General features: G+C 45.5%; 25 protein-coding genes. 4 read left to right on the top strand and 21 right to left on the bottom strand.

The genetic code is table 11. The features are described 5' to 3' along the window. Nucleotides 1-139: 139 nt before the first annotated feature. Nucleotides 140-916, bottom strand: a complete 777-nt coding sequence (locus ACJJI3_RS16340; protein WP_444940298.1) for a ferredoxin--NADP reductase — start codon at nt 914-916, stop codon at nt 140-142. 124 nt (nt 917-1,040) lie between these two features. On the opposite strand from ACJJI3_RS16340, the gene ACJJI3_RS16345 reads away from it, so the two are divergent. The 3 genes from ACJJI3_RS16345 to ACJJI3_RS16355 all read left to right on the top strand — a co-directional run bounded on the left by ACJJI3_RS16345 (nt 1,041) and on the right by ACJJI3_RS16355 (nt 3,110). Next, entirely contained in the window at nt 1,041-1,922 is an 882-nt protein-coding gene (locus ACJJI3_RS16345) for a LysR family transcriptional regulator (protein ID WP_444940299.1), read from the top strand. 274 nt (nt 1,923-2,196) lie between these two features. Beyond that, nucleotides 2,197-2,688 (top strand): hypothetical protein, encoded by a 492-nt coding sequence (locus ACJJI3_RS16350; RefSeq protein WP_444906730.1) that lies wholly within the window; start codon nt 2,197-2,199, stop codon nt 2,686-2,688. 23 nt (nt 2,689-2,711) lie between these two features. Next, on the top strand, nt 2,712-3,110 hold the full coding sequence (locus ACJJI3_RS16355; RefSeq protein ID WP_444940300.1) for an ApeA family protein: 399 nt from the start codon (nt 2,712-2,714) through the stop codon (nt 3,108-3,110). Between the two features lie 54 nt (nt 3,111-3,164). Here ACJJI3_RS16355 and ACJJI3_RS16360 read toward each other — a convergent pair whose 3' ends face one another. Genes ACJJI3_RS16360 through ACJJI3_RS16450 form a run of 19 tightly spaced genes read right to left on the bottom strand, consistent with a single transcriptional unit; the run spans nt 3,165 to nt 19,877 of the window. Next, entirely contained in the window at nt 3,165-3,698 is a 534-nt protein-coding gene (locus ACJJI3_RS16360; protein ID WP_444906731.1) for an acyloxyacyl hydrolase, read from the bottom strand. 36 nt (nt 3,699-3,734) lie between these two features. Then, a complete protein-coding gene (locus ACJJI3_RS16365; protein ID WP_444906732.1) occupies nt 3,735-4,961 on the bottom strand; it encodes a beta-ketoacyl-ACP synthase in 1,227 nt (408 codons plus the stop codon). Then, nucleotides 4,961-5,689: a 3-oxoacyl-ACP reductase FabG gene (gene fabG, locus ACJJI3_RS16370; RefSeq protein WP_282930472.1), complete on the bottom strand. Its 729-nt coding sequence runs from the start codon at nt 5,687-5,689 to the stop codon at nt 4,961-4,963. The genes ACJJI3_RS16365 and fabG overlap by 1 nt, the downstream gene beginning before the upstream one ends. Beyond that, entirely contained in the window at nt 5,690-6,136 is a 447-nt protein-coding gene (locus ACJJI3_RS16375) for a hotdog family protein (protein ID WP_444940301.1), read from the bottom strand. Between the two features lie 5 nt (nt 6,137-6,141). Next, a complete protein-coding gene (locus ACJJI3_RS16380) occupies nt 6,142-7,302 on the bottom strand; it encodes a beta-ketoacyl-ACP synthase (RefSeq protein WP_444940302.1) in 1,161 nt (386 codons plus the stop codon). A gap of 2 nt (nt 7,303-7,304) precedes the next feature. Beyond that, the gene (locus ACJJI3_RS16385) at nt 7,305-7,805 is read right to left on the bottom strand and encodes an ApeN family LolB-like membrane protein (RefSeq protein ID WP_444906734.1); all 501 of its coding nucleotides are present in this window, start codon (nt 7,803-7,805) and stop codon (nt 7,305-7,307) included. Between the two features lie 35 nt (nt 7,806-7,840). Next, nucleotides 7,841-9,070: an NAD(P)/FAD-dependent oxidoreductase gene (locus ACJJI3_RS16390; protein WP_444940303.1), complete on the bottom strand. Its 1,230-nt coding sequence runs from the start codon at nt 9,068-9,070 to the stop codon at nt 7,841-7,843. Between the two features lie 3 nt (nt 9,071-9,073). Then, on the bottom strand, nt 9,074-11,338 hold the full coding sequence (locus ACJJI3_RS16395) for an MMPL family transporter (RefSeq protein WP_444940304.1): 2,265 nt from the start codon (nt 11,336-11,338) through the stop codon (nt 9,074-9,076). A 4-nt stretch (nt 11,339-11,342) separates the two neighbouring features. Beyond that, nucleotides 11,343-11,960, bottom strand: a complete 618-nt coding sequence (locus ACJJI3_RS16400; RefSeq protein WP_444906737.1) for a LolA family protein — start codon at nt 11,958-11,960, stop codon at nt 11,343-11,345. Then, nucleotides 11,960-12,394, bottom strand: a complete 435-nt coding sequence (locus ACJJI3_RS16405) for an acyl-CoA thioesterase (RefSeq protein ID WP_413663945.1) — start codon at nt 12,392-12,394, stop codon at nt 11,960-11,962. The genes ACJJI3_RS16400 and ACJJI3_RS16405 overlap by 1 nt, the downstream gene beginning before the upstream one ends. Continuing rightward, entirely contained in the window at nt 12,384-13,943 is a 1,560-nt protein-coding gene (locus ACJJI3_RS16410; RefSeq protein ID WP_444940305.1) for an HAL/PAL/TAL family ammonia-lyase, read from the bottom strand. Before ACJJI3_RS16410 ends, ACJJI3_RS16405 begins: the two co-directional genes overlap by 11 nt. Beyond that, a complete protein-coding gene (locus tag ACJJI3_RS16415; protein WP_282930481.1) occupies nt 13,940-14,863 on the bottom strand; it encodes a lysophospholipid acyltransferase family protein in 924 nt (307 codons plus the stop codon). Before ACJJI3_RS16415 ends, ACJJI3_RS16410 begins: the two co-directional genes overlap by 4 nt. Continuing rightward, nucleotides 14,860-15,600 carry a glycosyltransferase family 2 protein gene (locus tag ACJJI3_RS16420; RefSeq protein WP_444940306.1) on the bottom strand — a complete coding sequence of 247 codons (741 nt, stop codon included), beginning with the start codon at nt 15,598-15,600 and terminating at the stop codon, nt 14,860-14,862. The genes ACJJI3_RS16415 and ACJJI3_RS16420 overlap by 4 nt, the downstream gene beginning before the upstream one ends. Beyond that, complete coding sequence (locus ACJJI3_RS16425; RefSeq protein WP_444940307.1) at nt 15,593-17,299, bottom strand: ApeI family dehydratase; 1,707 nt, start codon at nt 17,297-17,299, stop codon at nt 15,593-15,595. Before ACJJI3_RS16425 ends, ACJJI3_RS16420 begins: the two co-directional genes overlap by 8 nt. 9 nt (nt 17,300-17,308) lie before the next feature. Further along, nucleotides 17,309-17,809 carry a COG4648 family protein gene (locus ACJJI3_RS16430; RefSeq protein ID WP_444940308.1) on the bottom strand — a complete coding sequence of 167 codons (501 nt, stop codon included), beginning with the start codon at nt 17,807-17,809 and terminating at the stop codon, nt 17,309-17,311. Between the two features lie 47 nt (nt 17,810-17,856). Then, complete coding sequence (locus ACJJI3_RS16435) at nt 17,857-18,111, bottom strand: acyl carrier protein (protein WP_202862844.1); 255 nt, start codon at nt 18,109-18,111, stop codon at nt 17,857-17,859. An 11-nt stretch (nt 18,112-18,122) separates the two neighbouring features. Further along, on the bottom strand, nt 18,123-18,380 hold the full coding sequence (locus ACJJI3_RS16440) for an ApeE family acyl carrier protein (RefSeq protein ID WP_108731261.1): 258 nt from the start codon (nt 18,378-18,380) through the stop codon (nt 18,123-18,125). Then, on the bottom strand, nt 18,377-19,162 hold the full coding sequence (locus tag ACJJI3_RS16445) for a lysophospholipid acyltransferase family protein (protein ID WP_444911869.1): 786 nt from the start codon (nt 19,160-19,162) through the stop codon (nt 18,377-18,379). The genes ACJJI3_RS16440 and ACJJI3_RS16445 overlap by 4 nt, the downstream gene beginning before the upstream one ends. Then, on the bottom strand, nt 19,152-19,877 hold the full coding sequence (locus ACJJI3_RS16450; protein WP_444906745.1) for a beta-ketoacyl synthase chain length factor: 726 nt from the start codon (nt 19,875-19,877) through the stop codon (nt 19,152-19,154). Before ACJJI3_RS16450 ends, ACJJI3_RS16445 begins: the two co-directional genes overlap by 11 nt. Nucleotides 19,878-20,233: 356 nt before the next feature. On the opposite strand from ACJJI3_RS16450, the gene ACJJI3_RS16455 reads away from it, so the two are divergent. Then, nucleotides 20,234-20,953 (top strand): 4'-phosphopantetheinyl transferase family protein, encoded by a 720-nt coding sequence (locus tag ACJJI3_RS16455; protein WP_444940309.1) that lies wholly within the window; start codon nt 20,234-20,236, stop codon nt 20,951-20,953. Between the two features lie 26 nt (nt 20,954-20,979). Here ACJJI3_RS16455 and ACJJI3_RS16460 read toward each other — a convergent pair whose 3' ends face one another. After that, nucleotides 20,980-22,605, bottom strand: a complete 1,626-nt coding sequence (locus ACJJI3_RS16460) for a M28 family metallopeptidase (RefSeq protein ID WP_444940310.1) — start codon at nt 22,603-22,605, stop codon at nt 20,980-20,982. Nucleotides 22,606-22,768 lie beyond the last annotated feature (163 nt).

Here is a 22,768-nt window from a genome sequence, read left to right on the forward strand (position 1 = left end):
CTAGCCACTCCCAGCAAGCTCCCCTCAAGTCAGAATAGAAGGCAGGGGTTTCACAAGATCAGGATAGTTTCGGGAATCTGTATTTCACCCATAAAAAAACCACCGCGAGGGTGGTTTTTTTATCGCTGGACTGACCAACTTATTTTTCGACGAAAGCGCGCTCAATCACATACTCGTGAGGTACACCTGCGCGGGTCTCCTTGAATCCCCAGTCATCGAGGATATTGGTGAGATCCTTCAGCATTGCCGGGCTGCCGCACAGCATAAAGCGATCTTCCTCAACACTCGGCTTGGGCACACCCAGATCGGTGAAAAGCTTTCCGGACAACATGAGATCAGTCAGGCGGCCGGTATTGCGATAGGGCTCACGGGTCACGGTTGGGTAGTAAAGCAGTTGCTCGCGTACCATCTCCCCAAAGTACTCGTGTTCCGGCAATTCGTTCTCGATCTGCTCCTGGTAAGCCAGTTCAGAGACATAGCGAACACCGTGAGTAAGGATTACCTGGTCAAAACGCTCGTAGACCGTGGGATCTTTGATGATGCTCATGAAAGGTGCCAAGCCAGTACCCGTGGACAGCAACCACAGGCGTTTGCCCGGCAGCAGGTGGTCCGCCACCAGAGTACCGGTGGGTTTTTGGCTCACGTAGATCTCATCGCCCGGCACAATCTTCTGCAGTCGGGAGGTCAGGGGGCCATCGGGAACCTTGATACTGAAGAACTCCAACTCGTCTTCGTAGTTGGCACTGGCAATAGAGTAGGCGCGCAGCAGTGGACGGCCATTGTCCTGCTGCAAACCGATCATCGTGAAATGTCCGTTCTCAAAGCGAAAACCCGAATCCCGGGTGGTCTTGAAGCTAAACAGTGTGTTGTTCCAGTGATGGACTTCCAACACCTTCTCTATATTCAATTTGGACATAAACTTAAAACCGGTTATTCCACGAGTCTCTTGATAGTTGAATTTTAGCCCTAGAAGATCTATTGGCAAAGTGGGATATTTCGATATTCCTTATCTATTTTAACGATCAACTGGAGATTTCCCTTTGCGCTACACTCTCCGCCAGTTAGAGGTATTCCTTGCCTGTGCTCATCACGAGAATGTCAGTCGTGCTGCGGAGAGCCTGAGTATGTCCCAGTCCGCAGCCTCCACAGCGCTGAAAGAGTTTGAACAGCAGTTTGAGTTGCGCCTGTTCGAGCGCACCGGTAAGCGATTGCGTCTCAATGAACTGGGACGGCAATTGTGGCCAAGGGCGGAAGAACTCCTGGAGCGAGCCCAGGAACTTGAGCAGACACTGGCCACTCACCGGGAACTGGGAAGCCTGAAGATCGGAGCCACCCTAACTATTGGCAACTACCTGACAGCCAGCGTGATGGCTCGTTATATGGAAGAGCAGCCCGGTACTCAAGTACAACTGGAAGTTGCCAATACCGCAGCGATTGCCGAGAGGGTGCTCAATTTTGAATTGGACCTGGGATTAATTGAAGGAGAGATCAATCACCCGGATTTGGAAATCATTCCCTGGCGCCATGATGAGCTGGTTGTTTTCTGTGCACCCAACCACCCTCTGGCAAGCCGCAAGCGCCTCGCCGATAAAGACCTGATCAGTGCAACCTGGATCACCCGGGAATCGGGCTCTGGAACGCGACAGACTTTTGAGAGAGCCATGGCAGGGCTATTGCCACAACTACATATCCTATTGGAATTGCAGCATACAGAAGCGATCAAGCGAGCCGTAGAAGCGGGATTGGGAATCAGCTGCCTTTCCCGTGTTTCATTAACTGATGCTTTAAAGCGCGGCTCACTTATTGAGCTACCCGTACCACATAGAGACTTTCATCGAGAGTTTTATTTTGTCCTGCATCGACAAAAATACAGAAGCGCGGGAATTAAGCGATGGATGGAATTATGTGACTCAGCAGGATAAAAAAAGATTAATTATTTGAGAAAATTTGTATTTAAATCATAGAGTTATCTAGCTTGCTTAAAATCAGTAGAATTACACCATTTCAGCCTATAAGCCATATGGGCTAACCCTGAATTTTGCATATGATGAGTTCTCATCCATGTCCATCATCAATTCAAGATCTACTACCCATCTACTTATTTTGGTAAATTACGCAACCTAAGACGACCTCCCCAACTTATAGTTTTATCTATGATTATTTAAGTGGTCTGCTCCTTACTTACAAAGAGATTATATGAAGATTAAAGGAATTTTATTGTTTGGTGCTGTTTTCGGCCTCTCACTATCCGCTTACGGAAATGGCCTGATTTCCATCAATAAAAAAGCCGAATATCACGACGAAGAATTAATTGCATCCAATATAGTTAAAGAGTGTAATAACCTTGGTTATCAATTTTCTAGCTCAACCAAGAAATTTCTTGGTAAACATGGAGTTGCCAGTTCACTAGACCCAGAGTTGGATATTCAATCAGAGGGATACAGTCTTAAATTAACAATTCTCAATGCATATAGCGGAAGATATATTTCAGGTAGCCATCAAAAATCAGTCTCAATTGAGGCTGAACTCTACAAAAACGGCGACTTAATAGATACTCTCAAGACCACCAGAAATTCAAGTGGAGGTTTATTTTATAAATTCAAAAGCTCCTGCAGTGTTCTCGAACGTTGTGTTCACACCCTTGGTAATGATGTAGCCAAGTGGATCTCTAGAAACCATAAAATTTAGCTTCACCCCAATAAGGAAATTTCATGGATTATATTATTAAATCTATATCTATTGCAGCCTTTGCATTAATAGTATCTGGCTGTACAAGTAATCCGGTTATGAATATTGAAAGTAGATTAATTCCCGATCGTCTTGACGGGTCAGCTCAAACTCAAGATTCAATTAAAACATCAATTATTGCAGGATGTATCGCGAGAAACTGGACTTGTCAACAAGTTGCTCCTGGGAAAATATTAGCCACCATTAACGTTCGCAAGCATCATGCTGAAGCAGATATTATATATAACCTTAATAGTTATAGTATCACCTATAAAGACAGCGATATGCTTGACTATAGTGAAAAATATTACACCATTCACAGAAACTACAATCGCTGGGTTAGAAATTTGAATGACGCAATTATAAAAGAACTGTCCATTTGATAGCTTTTATATCCCCAGTAGCTGTGACTACTGGGGAACTATCTTAACTGGAAATCAGATTTTCATGCCCAAATTAATAACAAACGGAATATCTATTCCATCATTGTCACTGAACAGGTTGGCGTTGGAGAAGTGTTTCCAGGAAACCATTAGCACCAGATCTTCTTTCCCTCTCCAGTTAATTCGCGCAGCATATCCAACCTGTGCCTGGAAAGAAAAGTTATTATCCTGACGACGGTTTCCCAATTGGTTGCTGGAAATATAGCTAGGACCCAACGCTCTAACAAAGAAATAAGGTTGCCCCCAACTTCTTTGCCTGGGATATAGATTCAATTGAGGATAGATGGAAAACGCTCTTATACGTTTATTTTCATCAGCATCAGTAGTTAGCTCAGTATAGCTAACACCTATATCAATATGCTGACGGTAACTCTTTTTAAATGTTTTAAAGGAATAATCTATCCCGTAGGTTTTATTATTCTGACTTGAATCAGGTTGCGGGCCACCGCCAAAACTCACTAGGAGCTCATCAGCAGTAACTGGCTGAGCCAAAAGAATTGTCGAAACTACAGCCAGTACCCACTTCATATGCTATCCCTAGGTTAAAGCTCTCTAAGAGAAAAATTAAATACGTCTTTTAAATATTAAAGATGTATTGATTCCGCCAAAGGCAAAATTATTACTCATCACATACTCAGTATCGATGTGCTTTCCACTGCCCTGGATATAATCCAATTCCGCACAGTCAGAATCAACCTCTGCCAAATTAATCGTGGGATGGAACCAACCGTTACGCATCATCTGAATGCTTATCCAAGCCTCCAATGCGCCACAGGCACCCAATGTATGACCGGTATAGCTCTTAAGTGAGCTTATGGGTACTGCACGCCCAAATGCATTACGGGTTGCGTGACTTTCCGCAATATCGCCTCGGTCCGTAGCTGTGCCATGCGCACTGACATAACCTATTTCGCTAGTCTCTACCCCAGCCTGTGCTATTGCCTGCTGCAATGCCACCTGCATAGTTGCCGATTGAGGTTGGGTGACGTGGCTGCCATCAGAGTTGGTTCCAAACCCTACGACCTCTGCATAAATCCTGGCTCCACGGGCAATCGCGTGCTCATACTCTTCCAAGATAAGTGTACCGGCGCCCTCGCCGATAACTAATCCATCCCGGTTGCGGTCGAAGGGACGAGGAGACAATTCAGGGGTGTCGTTCTTTGTTGAAGTCGCATATAAGGTGTCAAAGACCGCAGCCTCAGTTGCACACAACTCCTCTGCACCACCGGCCACCATAATGGTTTGGCTACCATTGCGAATTGCCTCATAGGCATACCCAATCCCCTGGCTTCCAGAGGTACAAGCGGAACTTGTGGTATAAACCCGTCCACACAAACCGAAAAATACCCCAATATTGACCGCCGCCGTATGGGACATCATTTTTATATAACTGGTCGCATTGAGGCCGTCGGTGCGGTGATTTATCAACATATTGCCGAAATCAGCCACTGCTGACGGAGTGCCTGCTGACGAGCCATAGGAGACTCCGACAGCACCACTTTTGAGAATGGGGTCATCCAACAATCCCGCATCCTCAAGCGCAATCTCACTGGCGCGAACCGCCATTAATGAAACGCGCCCCATGCTACGCACACGTTTACGGTTGTAGTGAGCCGGTTTTTCGAAGTCCTTTACCGGCGCGCCCAGTCGGGTTTCAAGCCCCTCATACTTATCCCAGTCTTCCATGTAGGAAATGCCTGAAAGACCGCTCTGTAAAGCCTGACTAACCGAGTCCCAACCCTGGCCGATAGGGGATATTCCGGCCATTCCTGTAACAACCACGCGCTTCATTAGCAGAGACCACCATTTACTGAGATAACTTGACGGGTGATGTAAGCGGCACGTTCGTGCATCAGGAACGCTACAGTTGCCGCCACTTCTTCTGGTTTACCCATTCTGCGGGCAGGCACCATTTTTAAAATTTCTTCAACGGGCAAGTCTTCATCCAACATATCGGTGTCAATGAGGCCCGGAGCAACACAATTCACGGTAATCTTTCGCTTGGCTAACTCCAACGCCAATGCCTTACTCGCACCGATCAAACCCGCTTTGGATGCGGAGTAATTTACCTGGCCGCGATTTCCAGCAATGCCGGATACAGAAGTCATCACGACAATACGGCCGGGCGCACGGCGCCTGACCATTGGCATGGTTAAGGGGTGTAAAACATTGTAGAAACCATCCAGATTGGTGTGTACAACAGAATCCCAATCTTCTGCAGGCATCGCAGGGAAAGCATTGTCAGCAGTAACACCAGCATTGCACACAATGCCGTAGTAGCAGCCATTACTCTCGACATCTTCCAATAAGACATCCCGTGCTTGCTCCCGGTCGGCAATATCAAACTGCAAAATTCTGCTTTTTCGCCCTAACTTAGCAATCTCTTCTGCTGTTTCCTCTGCTTGATCACGGCGGCTGCGGCAATGTAAAACAATATCGTAGCCATCTTCAGCTAACTGAAGTGCAATCGCCCGGCCAATACCACGACTGGAACCGGTAACTAAAACCCACTCTGACATTTAGTTTTTTTCCTTCAAATACTGTTCTACGTTATCCGGCTGATAAACATTAAGCCGCGCGCTCTGCTCGATAGATGAGCCGGTTATCACACACTCAAATGTCGCCATGCCATTTTCAGCCTGGAGAATGCGCTGGACATCAATTGTTAATTCTTCCCCGCAGCGATAACTCTCGATATTTGACAGGAACTTGCGAGTACCCAGTAAAAAACCCAGGCGAACGTCTTTACCCTGTTCTTTTGCATGATATCCGGAGAAGGCTGCGATGGATTGGGCCATATATTCAATGCCCACGTAAGCGGGAACACGACCGTTGCGGGAAAATATTCCATCATCACGAACTCGCAACTTTGCCTGTAGCTGCTCCTCGCCTACAGAGATCACTTCATCGAGGAGTGACATATTTCCACTGTGTGGAACCAGTTCTTCAGCAGTATATTTGTGCATCTATTTTACCTCTGACTGCCCAAGATTACCGAGCAATTACTCCCACCAAAGGCAAAAGAGTTACTCATTACATAGCGCAATTTTCCAGGAGCCTCGTGGCCTTGATACAGGTTCAGTCGCACTATCTCCGGATCATAGTGGCCATCATACTGATGGCGGGGAAATTGATCATATTGTAAGGCAAGCCAACAAAAAGCCGCTTCAAGAGCGCCTGCAGCACCGAGTGTGTGCCCGGTGAGAGGTTTTGTGGAAGAACACGGTAGCTTGCTTCCAAACACTCTTTCAACGGCTAGAGCCTCCATAGAGTCGTTATGTGGCGTTCCCGTACCATGAAGATTCAGGTAATCAATGTCGGCGGTATCCAAGCCAGCATTCTCCAGAGCCCCGCGCATACAGGCTTCCGCACCACGTCCTTCTGGGTCTGGGGCCGACATATGGTGGGCATCAGACGTGGCAGCAACACCGGATAGAACCACAGGACCAGGCTCTTTGCTAAGCACAAACATTGCTCCAGCTTCACCGAGGTTAATACCATCCCGATTAACGCTGAAAGGATTGGTCTGGCCGGCACTAAGTGCCCCCAGGCTATGAAAACCCCGGACTGTCATGCCACAGAGGGAGTCCACACCGCCAACAACAACGGCATCACAAGTACCGGTTGATATAAGGCGCCGGGCACAGGCAAAAGCATTGGCACTGGACGAGCAAGCTGTGGAGACGGTGAGCTGAACGCCTTGGATTCCCAGGTACTTCGCAACAAAGGTACTTAAACCAGCCATTTGCTGTTGAAGCCGATAATTATATCCGGTCTCTTTCTCACCACTTAAGTAGGCCTCACCTGAGTCTATTCCCGAGGTTGAGGTTCCCATCACAACGCCAATTCGGCCCGCACCATGTTTTTCTATTAGTTCAGCGACTGCACTTTCAATTTGAGTCAGCACAGCCATAGCCAGCTGGTTATTGCGGCAGTGGTAATCTTGCAACGAACTCGGTAAATCAGGCAGCTTCCCCTGTACAATACCCAGATTCCCTCTGTATTGTGGCAAATAGGTTTCATCGACCTGCATATGAGAACTCTCATCACCGAACAAGGAATTAGCTACTGCCTCAGCAGTATTTCCCAGAGTGCAGATGATCCCCATATGATTAAGATAGAAATTTTTCATACTTAGAAATTCCTAATGCTTAACCTATAACCCAGTAGTTTGTGCTCCAGCTCAATTTGGGCCCTCCAAATATCTTTACTGCTATAGCGAGCCACTGAATTCACTTCACCATTGCGTGAGAGTTTTCGCGTGTAAATTCCCTCGACAATAGCCTCGTCCAAATTCCAGCCTACGGGCAATACTTCACGAAGCTGGGCAATTGGCCAGTATACAAACTGGATATCTGCCAGCAATTTCTCTGGTGGCACTCTCTCTGCTCTACTCATGTGGTAATGGGTGCTGACCTCATTACCATCGTATGTAACATCCAGCAGGCTTATCCCTTCAGGGCTGAGAAGAGATAGCTTTAAACTCTCCATAGTGTGGAAAGTAGCCGCCATCAATTCATACTCATCGCCTTGATAGACAATGCGTAAATGTTGATTGAGCTGGCGCGGTCCCTCGCTCAATAACGGGGCCAAAGGCCAACTTTGCAGCTCTTCTTTCCTCCCCCCTGTGGACATACACCCCACCAGAGTAAGAAAGCTCAAAAACAGTATTACTTGGCGGAACATATTTCTACCAGCGTATTCAATCGACGCTCAGCAGCGGCAACAAACGGATTTTTTTTATCCCATGCATAACCAGCCAAGATTGAGCAAATCATGCCTTTTATTTCTTTTTGGTCGGTTTGATAAAAAATTACATCCTGGAAACGACCGTCATACCAAGCTTTGACATAGGTTTTAAAAACTTCCACACCGTGCTTCAGGGGTTCAATAAACTCTTCATCCCAATCAACCGCTTCCCCTGAGAGCTGGCGATGCAGGCACTCAACTGCTAACTCTGAAGATTTCATTGCAATGGTAACACCGGATGAAAATACCGGGTCTAGAAATTCACCGGCATTCCCCAAAAGCGCAAAACCAGGGCCGGCCAGTTTGGTCACATCACTGGAATATCCGCGAATACGTTGTATTTCTGTATCGAATTTGGCATTGCGCAGAGTTTTTGCCAACTCGGGGGCGGAGGCAATAGCCCCTTTCAATATCTGTTCCGGATCCTGCCCCCAGGTCGAAATCTTTTCTTTCTCACCTACAACCCCAATAGAAGCTCTTCCATCTGCAAAGGGAATCAACCAGTACCAAATATCCCGCTCACTGGGATGCACAGTGATTAAGATTTTATCCCGGTCAAAATGGCTATCATCAATATTGTCTTCAACATGTGTAAATACGGATTCTCGAACAGGAAACTCTGACGGACGATCGAGATCAAGTAATCGCGGTAAAACTCTGCCAAAGCCACTGGCATCCAATACAAAGCGCGCCTGGAAAACCAGGTTTTCGCCGTCATTCTCGGCAATTAACTTTGCGTTATTCTCAGCAATATCAACTGACACTACAGAATGGCGATAATAGACCTTAACACCCTGGCGCTCTGCTTCATCAGCCAGGATTTTATCAAACTTAGCTCGCTGTACCTGGAAGGTGGTGCCATGCCCAGGGGAGAACTTCTCCCGGAAATCAAATGATGTACGAGCACCATCCCACTCAAAAGCAGCACCATTTTTATATTGAAAGCCCGCTGATTTCACAGCTTCTAACATATCTGCTTTTTCAAGATACTCGATACATTGAGCCAGTAGGCTTTCACCAATAGAAAAGCGAGGAAATTCTTCCCGCTCAACTATCGAAACTTGCCAACCTTTTTTAGCCAATAACGCACCTGCGATAGCTCCGGCAGGACCGGCACCAATAATAACAACGTCAGACTTAATTTCTTTCATTGGCTAATATCCCTTACCCCGTGTACAAAAAAATAAAAATGCCAACAACAAAGTTAATACTGTGCCCACAGCCAGGACTAACCCAAAATTTGCTATCGCCGGTGTGCCAGACAATGCTAACAAACCAAACCCTAAAAAAGTTGTTAACCCAGCCATAGCTATCGCCAGCAGGGTATAATGCTGCTCAGCCTTCCTGCTTGTATGGCTAAATATTGCGTAATCTATACCAATACCAAAGACAAGTAATAAAGCCGCAACATGAAATAAATTAATTGCTGATCCCTGTAAAATCACTATCGCCAGGGTGCCTAGTACTGCGCTGGATGGAAGTGCAACTATACTTAAGGCTTGTTTTATTCCTGTTTTAGTTGCAGTTACCAGAAATACAACAATGAATATTAATGGCAGTAATTGCAGCAACAGATCACGCTGTTGTGACATAACATTAGAGATACTTCTGGTAGTATCAACATAGGTTACTCCAGGCAGTAACTCTAAAGATGACAAATCTTCTTTTAAGCCATAAATACGTACCACAGAATAACAGTAATTATTTTCACAACCCAACCATAGTCCTTTATATTGCCGACCTGCAACTGGCAACCATTCAGAGAAATTAAAGGTATTGAATGGCTGTATTTTAGAACTTAACTGCTGGTTAATATCTTGTTCAGAATAACCCAATTGCTGATAAAAAGACCTGACAGCATCCCCACTGTAAAACTTCGACAATAACTTCCAGTCAGCTTCTTGAACCTCTTTTGGAGGTATCCGGTTAGTTACCCCCTGAAAACCACTAATAATTTCCTTTTCTACTAAATAGCCTAGTTGATTTCTAAGTTCCCATTCTCGTGTTAATACCTGTTGTTCATCTTCACCAAAAACCAAAAAATAACGGGAGTCTGGCCGGGATTTAATCAGAGAATTTAGCTCTATTTCATCTTGTGTAAGAAATTCTGGAGGCTGGTAAAACAGTTTTAGGTCATCATTAAATTGAATTTTCTGAAGCGCCGCAGATCCAAACATCAACAGCCCAACCAATGGAAACAGGTAGTACCTAATATTGAGTTTAGGAAACTGACTGGAAAACGATAAAGGCCTATGCTTAATATTAATCCAGCGTGGGAATAGCAGGATCACAGTCAACCAAGCCCCTATTAAACCACAGCCGACAAAAACCCCTATTTGTTGTAAAAGCGGAAAAGGTGTTAATGCAAGAGAGAAAAATGCCAAGCAGCTTGATATCAAGCCCAGCAATAGCCCAGGTAATATATCCTTATCTTTTGGCTTGCCCAGCCTCAATCTATTACAAATAAAGTGAAATGCGTAGTCAATCGCCAATCCAGAAACCGTTGTACCAAATACAAAAGCCAGTATATGAATTTGGCCCAAAATAATAATAACACCAGATATACCACTGGCCACGCCACATAGAATTGCGAATGTACAGGCTAGTAGAGGTTTTAATGAGCGAAAGACAACAATACATAGACAGCAAATAGCAAGGATCGAAAGGGAGCCAATCAGGCGTATTTCATCCTGTGCCATAGCAGCAGCATACTCTGTATGCAGGGGGGCTCCAGCTACCAGCAGCGAATAACCATTTTTTTGAGCCCATTGCTTTAATTCTGACTGTAAAGAAAGAAGTGATATATCGCTCTCTCCAGTCAAATCAACTGGTGCGGCCAGCGTATAAAGCAGGGTAAAAACTTTATGTCCTTCTGTATGTACCGGAATTCCATCAAAGACTTGTGGAGTAATTCCAATATCTGCGGTAAAGTAATTGCGAAAAGTTGAGAAAGTATCTTTCTCCAAATCAATTCCAGCGCCGTCAGGCCCGTATAATTTACTCAATTGACGCTGTATAAGTTCCTCTGGCGTAACGTCTAATAACGCCCTATCTTCAGGGCTGAGTAGCTGTTGGCGCAGAGGAAAGAGCAGCTCCCACTCCTCTTTATAGCTTTCAGAATCGGCCCAACGATATTCAACAGACTCTAAAGATTTAGCGGCCTTTAGTTTCTGCGCCAACTCTTGGGTATGCATGGCCAGACGTTGTGATTCTTTTCCTTCAGAAACTAAAACCCAAATTAAACTTCCCTGTAATTGCTGACTGACTTTTTTCTGGATGCCAGCACTACTTACCGAGTCGGAGTTATTATCAGCTAATAACAAAATATCTGTTTGTAGCCAGCTGGATTGATAGCGTAATACAGTTATCCCAATAATTACACTAACAAAGGAAAGCCAAATAACAACTCGACGTGACATGAGATTATTTCTGGTTATCTTCTGAGAATTCACTCAGCAGTTGACTGTTATTAGCTTCAACTGAATGTAAATTTAAAATATCTATTTCAGTAATTGCCATGTTGGCTTCAGCTAGTACTATTTTCCGAATCTTTTTGTCTCCCACGACCTCTATCGATTCAATAACCTTTCTAAAAGCCTCTTGCTTGGGAATTAAGTTAATTCTCCATTGCTCTTCTGCAATCTGTGGTCCCACCGTAAAAGTCTGATCCAGTTCGCTAAAATCACCACTGATAATCTTTAATAGAGGATCAGCCACATGATTTCCTACAATATTGCTATTGACCCGATTCCCAGAATCAGCATCATCTAGCTTAAATATTCGATGGGATTCTATTGGATTCTCTATTCGCCAGCTTAATCCTAACTCTTCAGAAATAGCCAGGATGCCTGAAGAAACCAGAGGCCTGGGCAACTGGGGCAGCCTCTTTGTCTGGGAAAAAGTGCCAAGCATCTGTGGAGATGACACAATATTTTTCTCTATCTCCCGCAAAACTGCCTGCTGCTCTGAAGTCAAAGCAGAAGTTACTGTGGAAAATAGAAAGCAAATAAAAAATAAAACCAAACGCTTGGCAGTCATCACTAATTTACCCCCAATTTTTCCAGCAAAATTGGAGGCGATGCAAACAGCATTTCGGCACTGCTTATTTCGACAGCTACCTGTACGGTATGTCCTTTTGTTAAGCGTACACCGGTATCTCTATCTGTTATTGTATAATTGATCTTAAATCGATTTTCATATTCTGAAACCTCAGCGCGAATAACAATCCACTGCTGAAATCGTAAAGGCTTTGCATATCGTACGCGCAAATCTATGACCGGCCAGGCAAAACCTGATTCCTTCATCTGTTGGTAGTTATATTCCAACTGATCAAACAATGCACATCGGGCTATTTCAAAGTACTTTGCATAATGCCCATGCCAAGCTATCTCCATCATATCCACATCGTGGAAAGGAATTTGTAGTTCAACTTGTGCCGTCCATTTTTCAGGGCGCATAGGTTTATTAGTTTTCATATAAGCGCCAATGTCTTTGCTGAATTAACGAAACGAATTTTCTCAATGGCAGTTCAAGCTCTCTATCTTCCTCCAGAAAAGAAAATTCATCTCCTATCTGCTTGATTGTGGTATTAAGAGCGGTAGATAATTTTTCCAAATCCACTCCTCCACTACGAACTCGAAGCTGAATGCCCTGCCAAGCAACCATCAGTGCCGCTGCGGTTGTTTGCTCCGTTAACTGTAATACCCTGATACAGTCCCTGGCAGCAATGGTGCCCATACTGACCTTATCCTGGTTATGACACTCCGTTGATCTGGAAAAAACACTTGCGGGCATGGTCTGCTTTAGTGCTTCAGCAGTCCAGGCACTCGCACCAATTTGAACAGCCTTAAAGCCATGGTTAATTGATCTTCGAGGCCCGGTTACACCTGATAGGTTTGCCGGGAGCCCATTATTGAACTTAACATCTACCAGTTGGGCTATTTGTCGATCCAGTAAATCAGAGAGGTTTGCTACCGCATTCTTCAGGCTATCCATGGCGAAGGCTATATGCCCACCATAGAAGTGCCCACCATGAAGCACCCTCTCGTTTTCACCATCAATGATCGGGTTATCATTGGCACTGTTTAGTTCGTTATGAATAAACTGCTGGAGCCAGGGCAGAGAGTCCTGTAACACACCAACTACATGGGGAGCGCACCGAAGTGAATAGCGATCCTGCAATCGACTATTTTGTCTTGGAGCAGCACCAACATTGAGATCGTCATGAATCCACTTTGCAATTTGGTTTTGACCGGGGTGAGGCTTCACTGCAAAAAGCGCGCTATCGAAATGATAGGCATTGCCATCCAGTGCAATGCTCATCATGGAGGTAATACGAGCACTCAGCTGTGCTAGATACTCTGCCCGTTTGTAGGCTAAGCACGCCAAGCCAGTCATTGCGGCGGTGCCATTCATTATTGCTAAACCCTCTTTTGGATATAGCTTTAATGGCTCAATCTGTAATTCATCGAATACCTCAGCAGTATCTCTCTGGTGGCCTCGGTACCAAACTTTGCGCTCCCCGCACAAAACCGCAGCAACATAAGACAGTGGGGTCAAGTCGCCACTGGCTCCCACAGAACCCTCTTGGGGAATTACCGGAATAATGTCTTTCTGAAGTAACAAAACCAATTGCTGCAACAGCCGATATCGGACCCCTGAACTGCCCTTTGCAAGGCTGGCAATCCGGGCAGCAACAATCGCTCTACTTTGCTCAAGAGTAAAGACTTCCCCCATTCCACAACCATGGAAGGTAAATAACCGATGAGGTAACTCTTCCACCAGGTCTGCTGGAATACTTTCGGTACAGGAATCACCATATCCAGTGGTTACTCCGTAGATCACACCTTCCTTCTGCCAAAGGCTATCCAGGAACTCGGCACCGCGATTTATCCTTGCGACAAAGCCCTCTTCATCAGATAGAGAGATATCGCCACGGCCAGCTGCAATGGTGTTTACCTGATCAATAGATAGATCTGTGCCATCAAAGACTATTTGGGTTCGTTGTAGTACTGCTGAATTCATTTTTGCTGATCCCAGAACGGGTAAAAGTTATACCATTGCAAAGGTGCTATATGACAATAGCGCTCCAACCGTCGTGCAAACTCCTCGACAAGAGAGCGAATATGCCCCTCTCTGTCACCGCGTTTCATCACAACGCGATCGCAGAGTTTTTCCATATAAATATCGTATCCGGAAGTACTGCGCAGACAGAAAAGCGTGTACACCGGGCATTTGAGCAGCGCAGCAAGAATATAGGGCCCCTGGGGAAAAGGCGCTTTTCGCCCTAGGAATTCTGCCTCGCAGGTGCGCCCCATAGAGTTAATAGGTGTTCTATCACCGACAATAACAACCAGCTCCCCAGCCTCAACAGCCTCGGAGAGTCGCATCGCTAAAGCGGGAGTTACTTCTGTCACCTGGATAAGCCGTACTTGACTCAGGGGATTGAGCATCTTCATCATGCGATTAAATTTCACCGCATGCTTTGTATGCACTAGCACATTTACCCGTACCTTTGTCAGGCTGCCAAGCGCTCTGCAAACCTCCAGGTTCCCGAGATGGGAGCCAATTATTAATCCACCCTGGCCACTAGCCGCCAACTGGTGAAGACCCGCTCTTTTTGGGAAATTTACCTGACTATCCGGGATACCCACAAACCAGGCTTCAAGCTTTTCTCTAGCGCTGTTAGCAAAATTAAGAAAAATTCTAAATCCGGTTTTCCAATTCGGTTCTATACCGCTAGATGGGTAGCGTTTGGTGAATAATTCCAAGTACTCACGGATCGAATTGCGGCCACTCTGATTTTTTAGGTAATAGCATAAAACTACCGGGTATACCGCAACTTTAAAGGCAATCGGACCCAACCAGTGATGCAACCAGAATAAGAACTTGATGCCCAGGAAAAAGCCTTGTTCCCGGTATTTTGACCAGTGTAAATTACTCACGCTTTTCGCCCTACTGTCGAAATACGCAGAGTTCTGGCCAACATGCCAAAAAATAGACGGGTGTGCATTGCCGATATAAGGAAGTTATCCTCAAATCCCCGGAAATGGGAAACGCCATCTATTGGGTAGCTCACATTAACAGGTACCTGGCTAAGACCGCCTTTGCTCCAATACCACCGTACCAAGATCTCTGGATCAAAATCCATTCGATCACCGGTATACTCGTTATCTAACAAATCTACAGTTCGAGATAAGGGATAACAACGCAGCCCACACATGGAATCCTTAATCTCCAGAGAAAGAGTATTAATCCAGATCCATACATGAGTTAGATAGCGTCCCCACAAACGAACTTTAGGTACTGATTTATCGTATTGCGGATAGCCACAAATCAGTGAATCAGGGCACTTTCTGCTTTTCTCTAGGAATTGAGGTATGTCAGCGGGGCTGTGTTGACCATCGGCATCGACTTGAATTCCATGACTATATCCAAGCTCTTTCGCAGCTCGCAGACCACTTTTTACCGCAGCACCTTTTCCACCATTAGCCTGGCGAACAACCAAGTGAACCCGGGGACCATAGCTCTGCTCTAAGCGTTGTAGTTCAATTCTACAGGGTTTATCACAGCCATCATCTACCAGAATGTAAGGCAGGTTAAAGCCATCCAGAGATGCCAGCGTCTGTGCGATCGCCCCCTCATGATTATAAACGGGTATTACAAAACAAAAGTTAGACATGGCTGAAGCACAACCTACCACTGCTATATTCTATATTGCCATCTTGAGTGTTTCGAAAAGAATAATTTAATTTGTTCTTTTCCTGGCTGAACTCCAAAGATAAAGTGACAGCATCACCGGGCATCATTAACTGCTTAAATTTAATCACTTCCATTTGGGTAAACGTACTGCCGGCTTTTACAAGTGGGCGGCCAAAATGCATAGCCCAATCCAGCTGTACCACTCCCGGCACTACCGGTGAGCCTTCAAAATGACCATCCAAGCAAGGCAAATCGTCATTAACCGTAAAATTAACTTGACGAGTATTATCTAATATTTCGCTGCTAATAATCTGTGGCACCATTGCTGCCGGAATTTCATCAAAAAGTTGCATTAGCAGGTCTCTCGTTATTTTTCCCTGTAAGTTAGTGGGAATTTCATCAACAAAACGCCAAGAACGTGGCACAGCCACGCCATCAAGATCCTTGGCCAGGGTTTCTCTAAGTTTACGAACAAGAGAAGCCTTTCCTTTCTTTTGCAATAGTTCTTTCCCGGATTCCGTAAGTGTGGCAACAGCGGCAACTACTTTTCTTTTACGCTCCAGGACAAGTGCATTGGCTTTTACAATATATGAGCTACCAACTAGTAGGGACTCAACCTGTGTAAGAGAAATTCTTTTCTCTTCAATCTTAATAATGCGATCAGCCCGCCCCTTAAGTTCGAACATACCGTCTGTACTTATTTGTACTTTGTCCTGACAAATAAACTCCTTGGGTAACCACGGAGAAGAGACTTTGAGTAACCCATCGCTATTTTTTGCAATGTTCACTCCTTTTAGTGGACTCCAACTTTTCTGACACAATTGATTACGCCAGGCAATCCCCCCGGTTTCAGTGCTTCCATAGACCTCTATGGGCTGGATTCCACACAACTGATCAATCGCCTTTGCATCTACTTCCAGTAAAGGCCCCCCAGAAGAAAAGATATCCACTAAGGACTTTCCTAACTCCCATGGCCAGGAAGAAATACGGCGGCTTAATTGTGCAGGGCTTGCAACCCACACGGCAGGCCCCCATTTCTGGGCGTCTTGGAGTAATCCCACAATATCCACATAAGTCTTACTAACAAATCGACGCCCGCTGGCTAGCGGCCACAGTAATTTAAACAGTAAGCCATATATATGCTGGTGGCTTACTGTTGCCAAAGTAGTTGTATTAACCACCCGGGATGACCACTTCAGATTATGGGCCTTAACCTCATTGAGCAATTGATATAAGGTTTTATCAACGATTTGTGGTTCACCACTGGTTCCTGATGTGAATAATTGAATACCAGCATCAAAATAACTGGGAACAAAAAGCTCTTCGCTATATTGATCCGGAATATTTATACTAAATGCCGAGCTGTCTTCCCAGCTGCCCAGTAATAGGGTTTGCTCACCCAGTTTTTGCTGGGTAAATCGCTTGTTATTTGCCGGAATAACAACGACTTCACAACAAGACATAGCGGCAAAAAAAAGTAAACTAAACTCGTAACTATCTTCACAGAAAATGGCAGCTTTTTTGATCCCAGCTTCGTTTAGGGATTCTTTTAGCTTTCGCTCAACAAATGCCAATTCACGCTTAAATTGTGCGAATGAAATTTCCCCACGACTTGAATAGCTAACTACTGCTTGGTCATTCGAGTAACCAAACACCTGTTCAAACTGTACTTTGTCCACGACCTTAACTCACACCTTATTTTGGACGCGACGACGCAGTAGCCATTCACTACCCATCATAATTCCCATTAGCACATATGAAACAAGGCCATTGTAAAGAGTCCAGACTTTCATATCGCCGTTTAAAACAGTTGCCAGTGCGAGGCTTCCATTAATTAAAAAGAATAGACACCATGCCTTGGTAACCTTTCGTGTATATAGGACACCTTCAGCTAGTAAATCTGGAGTCGTAAGGCGAGCAAGCCGTTCTACTAATGTTTGCGGTTGACTCAAACTGTAAAAAAACAGTGAAAATAGAATCAGATTACAAAGAACTGGATACCAAAGAAGTCCGTTTGAGTCGCCCCTTAACCAGGAAACCCCAACAACAAAAGCCAAGGCCACAGCCATTAACTTGGTGCCAATTGCCTTATTCGCGCCGCCAAACAATACCCTTAAAACCGCAACTATCAACAGCAGTAACAGAATACTACTTAAAGACAAGTATTCTATGCCAAAGTAAATTGCCATAGGGTACAGTGTCAGAATAATGACCAATATTAGCTGCGCGAATCGACTCACTTCTCTGCCATTACCTTTTCAATTGCACCAACTACATCTCCAACAGTTCTTACACTTTTGAACTCTTCAGGTGCAATTTTCTTTCCTGTTACTTCTTTCAAGCGAACAATTAGGTCCACAGCATCAATACTATCTATATCAAGATCATCAGAGAGGTGGGCTTCTTCTGTTATATCTGCCTCATCGACCTCAAACATCTCAACCAGAATTTCGGTCAATTTTGGTAAAATTTCTTCTCTGCTATTCAACATAAATACCTCTATTATGCGCGACTGCTGCTGACAAAATTTGCCAGGCTATTCACATTAGCAAAATGCGATTTTGTATCTTCGCTTTCTGCATCTATTGATATGTTGTATTTTTTTTGCAGAGCAAGACCTAACTCTAGTGCATCAATAGAATCCAGCCCCAAGCCCTCTCCAAAAAGGGGCTCATCTGCTACGATTTCTTCTGGAGTAATATCTTCCAGATTTAATACATCAATAATCAGAACTTTAAGCTCTTCAACTAACTCTTTCACGCAGCACACTCCTCGGTAAAAAATGCTTTTAATTCTTGAGTAACCTCTCGGGCTACTTGTGGTGTTTCATCTTTTTCTTTTACTTGAATAAAACTCTCTGATTCATTCACATCGAATTGAAAATGTGGTCGACTCAGAGGAATACTGTACCAAGGAATATTTTTCATCAGCATCGGTGGATTACACCGTATTGTTACCAGAGTTGGGGTCACCCCGGAGCGTAACGCCATGTAGGCTGCCCCACGCTGAAACCTAAACGGTTGTCCTGGTACAGAGCGAGTTCCCTCTGGAAAGAGAACTACTGATTCCCCTTTTTGTAGTGATTTCGAAGCCAGTTCGATAATCTGTTCCGGGTCATCATTAGGTATATAGCCTGCAGTCATTACTGCGCCGCGCATAAACGGGTTTCTAAATAAACTGGCTTTTACAATACAGTTGGCATTCGGTATTCGGGATATTAGAAATACCACATCAATAAGCGATGGATGATTTGCCAATATCAATTGGCCTGGTTTAGCTAACTTTTGTTCATCACGAAATTGATAGGTGTAGATACCCGTGATATGCATAAAGCCAATAAACAATCGAAAAGCGTTGTGGATACACAAACGAGCCTTGCATTTTCGAACTTCTGTGTCCCGATAGATCACCTTTAATGGTGGGAACAGAACAAACCGCAGTATCAATCCACCGATACCGAACAGGCTAAATGCTATCGCCGTAGCGACCAACCTTAGCCAATACTTGTCTTTTTTCTTTGCCGGCAATAAGTTAACTGGCATTGATCTGTAGCTCCCATCTCTCTGAAACAGGTATACGCCCCTCGCGATCAATCAAAGATCTAATCAACGGAAGCTGGTAATCAGGCTCTGCAAATACTGACTCAGCTCCCGCACATTCACTGGCAGTTAACGATAGTTTTATATCTGTATCACTAGATTTATGTTTCGCCAAGCGCATAGCCGTTGCGCAAATATATGTTGAGCTCTCAGCGCTGGGATAGTAAATCTCAGGTAGTGTTTCTTCACAGAACACTAAAAGCAATTCCTCAGCACCCTCTTGGAGTAGACCAGCAGCCTCTATAAAACCCGACTGCATAGGAAAATCCCCCCCAGCTAAAGCAAGTGCTGGAGACCTGGTTTTACAGGCAATAGAGAACTGTCCTGCAATTGCGTTGTGTACAGAAAGTCCAAATGCAGTTGGCGATAGGTCTTCACTTGCTGCAACGCCTTGTAACAAGGAATAAGTCCTCATTGCTTCGCCATGCACTGAGCAAAGCAGTAAAGGAATATCTTCCTGCTCTAATAGCGGAAAAGCGGTATTAAAAACGGCTTTAGCCAGCGGACTCAACCGACGGCGCTGCATTGCAGGAAGAAAAGACACATCCGCCTGGCTATTTCCACCAAGCTGCTTTTCTCCTCTACGCCAACCCTGCCAATCCGATTGATCTGATATTCCCGAGCACCATGCTCGCCAATTACTGACAACAAATTCCATAACCAAACATTAATTCTGGAGCAGAGCTCCATCCCCCAAAATCAAAAAGCTGAAGCTGGCCTTTCCCACCATTATTTTTAGTTGGCTAATAGGTATTGCGCGACCAGAGACAGGGCGGGAATGGTACACAAAATGACCAATAGCCGCCAGTAAAAGCGCTGAATTATAGGTCGATGCGCGGCCTTAGATTACAGTGAAATACACGGGCTTTTCCGGCCACTTATTCTCTCGTACTATGGTACACATTTGCCATGGGAAACTTGTATTGCACAGCCCCCCAGCCGTTAAAGTGAAGGTTTTTTAAGTTGACCAGATTCCATCGCTTCCAAAGGGAACAAATTCTTAGGGGTTATCAAATGCCTTACTTTACCTGCTCTTCCTTCAATAGCTGGTCAGGAAACTGGCAGGGAGATTCCATTCACCTGCTGGGAAGCACTGAGCTCTCACGGCTGGAGAAAATACACAGTATTAAACGCCGAGCCCAGTTCCTGGCCGGGCGAATATTACTGCGCACTTTAATTGCGGAGCAATACGAGTATTCACCTTGGGAAATTACAGTTGAGGCTGAAGCACCGACCATTGCTATGATTAGAGGAAAACCCCTTTGTCATATTTCCATAAGCCATTCCGATGACTTTGTTGCCGTAGCAATAGCGGAAACTCCAGTAGGTATTGATTGCGAAAATGAGTCCCACCAAAGGAATTGGTTGGCCATGGCTAAGCAATACTTCCACAAGGCGGAGATAACCGAACTAAACTCGCTCCCGACATCGCAAGTAGCTGCTTGTTTCCTCACTAAATGGACCGCCAAAGAAGCATTAGCTAAATGTTCTGGTGTCGATTTGGGGCAGCTGCTGGCCTCAGCTCCTGTAATTAACCGACCTCAGCAATTGAACCATCCGTACAAGAATTACCTATTGTGGACAGGACAGCCGAAGCCTGGAGCCTACCTAAGCCTTGCGGTTAAACACAATCAAGCCACCTCTGTCGTAAACCCAATAGGCACATTTAGAGCTAGCCACTGCGGGAGAACAAGCGATAGTACTATCCTGAAGCCAATCAATGGTTTCAGTTAGGGTTGCTCCCAGGGTGTTCAAACCGCTCAATCCCTGGAAAATAAATCCCCAAAGAAATCACCTTCGTACCAATATGGTTGACTGTCGGCATCGGCAACTTGCCGGGCAATCAGGTAATTTACCTGGGTAAATTGCTCAGCCGCCTCATAATTAATCTGCTCGTCCGCAGCATCCCCTGGCTTGTGGTAGCGCTCGCGGAAGAAAGCCATCTGTGCAGCAGTACCATCCACACTGGGGTCTTTTGCCTCCCTTCCGGTAATCAAGTAGATTGAGGGCACTCCGCGACGGACAAAATTGTAGTGGTCACTGCGCACGAAGATAACTTCCTCCGGCATAGGATCGGGACTGAGTTTAAGCCCGGAACGGTTTGCAGCCTCCTCCGCAACTCGCCCCAAAGATGAATGTTCAGCACCGAAAGCAATAATATCGCGGAATGGATAGAGCAGCATGGGCATATCAAGGTTGATATTGGCTACGATCGATTCCAGTGGCACCGTGGGGTACTCGGCAAAATAATCCGATCCCAGCAAACCTTTTTCCTCTGCGGTAACAGCAACGAACAGCAGTGATCTTCGAGGATTTTGCCCAGATTCAACAAAAAGACGTGCGGTTTCCAACATCACCGCGATACCGGCAGCGTTATCCTGGGCTCCGTAGTAAATCTCGCCGTCCTCTTTCTTTCCAACATGATCCAGGTGTGCGGAAAAAACAACATATTCAGCTTTCAGGAGTGGATCACTTCCCGGTAAAACGGCCACTACATTCGGGCTGGTTACGCGCTTGTGGTTAGAGCTGCTGCTCATTTTTGCACGGTAACTAAGGGGGAAGCCTTCTGGAGTTTTTCCCTGCTCGATATCGGCAAAAATACTTTCAAGACTGCGCTCAGCGCCATCAAACAGCTTGCCGCCTGCAGTGATGCTCAACATAACTCCCGGGTGCATCCCCGGGATTGCACTACCGGGCATACCAGTCTTTTTCACCCAGTCAAAAGTGTCGTCAAAACGGTGCTTCGCATAGTAGTCAAATGGGCGGCGTTTCTCCCGCTCAGGCGTATACAGGCGAACAAAACCCACAGCGCCATGTTTTGCGGCAACCTGGCGTTTGGTGCGAGGAGAGGAGTGGTGAGCCCCCACTTCACTGGGCAAGCTCTGCGGCCGGCCTGCTAACACAACGACAATCTTTCCCTGTACATCCAGGCCGTGATAGTCATTAATGCCAAAATCCGGAGCCTCAATACCGTAACCGACAAATACCAACTCGGCATTGATCTGCGAGCGCTCACTCAGTGCGGAGGGCGATGCTAGAAAGTCCTCGCCAAATTGCATGGCGATTTCATCGTTCTGGCCCTCTAAGACAAATTCAGGATCACTCCCATCCCAACTGGCACTGCGAAAAGGCACTTCCTGGAAGTAACCTTGCTCCCCTGCTGGAATCAGCCCCATCTTTTTAAATTGGCCAGCCACATACTGTGCCGCTTGGCGATAACCCTCGCTACCGGTATCGCGACCCTCTAGTTCCGCTGATGCGAGGAAATTGATATCTCTACGGATGTAATCACTATCTGCAATGGGGCCAGTGCTGTTAATGCTGGAGGTGGTACAAGCCACCAATAGTGCCATAGCCAGGGCACCCAATAGACTTTTAACTCTCATGGGGAGTGCTACTTCTCAGAAATACAAAGCGTGATTGTTGATACGGACAGGTCATTTGAAATCGCACCACTACAGGTGCTTGTGGACCGTCGAGCAATTGCCCATCTTACCACGATTTAGGGCAATCTAAGCTGAGGCCCAGTGAGCTGCGCCCTGACTGTGC

It is taken from the genome of Microbulbifer maximicatervae (SeqCode) (assembly GCF_052466985.1).

What these genes read in the sequence shown, in the direction of transcription:
- ACJJI3_RS16455 (WP_444940309.1), top strand. Translation starts at nt 20,234, where the DNA reads ATGCCTTACTTTACCTGCTCTTCCTTCAATAGCTGGTCAGGAAACTGG.
- ACJJI3_RS16420 (WP_444940306.1), bottom strand. Translation starts at nt 15,600, where the DNA reads ATGTCTAACTTTTGTTTTGTAATACCCGTTTATAATCATGAGGGGGCG.
- ACJJI3_RS16375 (WP_444940301.1), bottom strand. Translation starts at nt 6,136, where the DNA reads ATGCACAAATATACTGCTGAAGAACTGGTTCCACACAGTGGAAATATG.
- ACJJI3_RS16435 (WP_202862844.1), bottom strand. Translation starts at nt 18,111, where the DNA reads ATGTTGAATAGCAGAGAAGAAATTTTACCAAAATTGACCGAAATTCTG.
- ACJJI3_RS16355 (WP_444940300.1), top strand. Translation starts at nt 2,712, where the DNA reads ATGGATTATATTATTAAATCTATATCTATTGCAGCCTTTGCATTAATA.
- ACJJI3_RS16445 (WP_444911869.1), bottom strand. Translation starts at nt 19,162, where the DNA reads ATGCCAGTTAACTTATTGCCGGCAAAGAAAAAAGACAAGTATTGGCTA.
- fabG (WP_282930472.1), bottom strand. Translation starts at nt 5,689, where the DNA reads ATGTCAGAGTGGGTTTTAGTTACCGGTTCCAGTCGTGGTATTGGCCGG.
- ACJJI3_RS16385 (WP_444906734.1), bottom strand. Translation starts at nt 7,805, where the DNA reads ATGTCCACAGGGGGGAGGAAAGAAGAGCTGCAAAGTTGGCCTTTGGCC.
- ACJJI3_RS16460 (WP_444940310.1), bottom strand. Translation starts at nt 22,605, where the DNA reads ATGAGAGTTAAAAGTCTATTGGGTGCCCTGGCTATGGCACTATTGGTG.
- ACJJI3_RS16405 (WP_413663945.1), bottom strand. Translation starts at nt 12,394, where the DNA reads ATGAAAACTAATAAACCTATGCGCCCTGAAAAATGGACGGCACAAGTT.
- ACJJI3_RS16450 (WP_444906745.1), bottom strand. Translation starts at nt 19,877, where the DNA reads ATGGAATTTGTTGTCAGTAATTGGCGAGCATGGTGCTCGGGAATATCA.
- ACJJI3_RS16410 (WP_444940305.1), bottom strand. Translation starts at nt 13,943, where the DNA reads ATGAATTCAGCAGTACTACAACGAACCCAAATAGTCTTTGATGGCACA.
- ACJJI3_RS16395 (WP_444940304.1), bottom strand. Translation starts at nt 11,338, where the DNA reads ATGTCACGTCGAGTTGTTATTTGGCTTTCCTTTGTTAGTGTAATTATT.
- ACJJI3_RS16340 (WP_444940298.1), bottom strand. Translation starts at nt 916, where the DNA reads ATGTCCAAATTGAATATAGAGAAGGTGTTGGAAGTCCATCACTGGAAC.
- ACJJI3_RS16390 (WP_444940303.1), bottom strand. Translation starts at nt 9,070, where the DNA reads ATGAAAGAAATTAAGTCTGACGTTGTTATTATTGGTGCCGGTCCTGCC.
- ACJJI3_RS16360 (WP_444906731.1), bottom strand. Translation starts at nt 3,698, where the DNA reads ATGAAGTGGGTACTGGCTGTAGTTTCGACAATTCTTTTGGCTCAGCCA.
- ACJJI3_RS16430 (WP_444940308.1), bottom strand. Translation starts at nt 17,809, where the DNA reads ATGGCAATTTACTTTGGCATAGAATACTTGTCTTTAAGTAGTATTCTG.
- ACJJI3_RS16365 (WP_444906732.1), bottom strand. Translation starts at nt 4,961, where the DNA reads ATGAAGCGCGTGGTTGTTACAGGAATGGCCGGAATATCCCCTATCGGC.
- ACJJI3_RS16350 (WP_444906730.1), top strand. Translation starts at nt 2,197, where the DNA reads ATGAAGATTAAAGGAATTTTATTGTTTGGTGCTGTTTTCGGCCTCTCA.
- ACJJI3_RS16380 (WP_444940302.1), bottom strand. Translation starts at nt 7,302, where the DNA reads ATGAAAAATTTCTATCTTAATCATATGGGGATCATCTGCACTCTGGGA.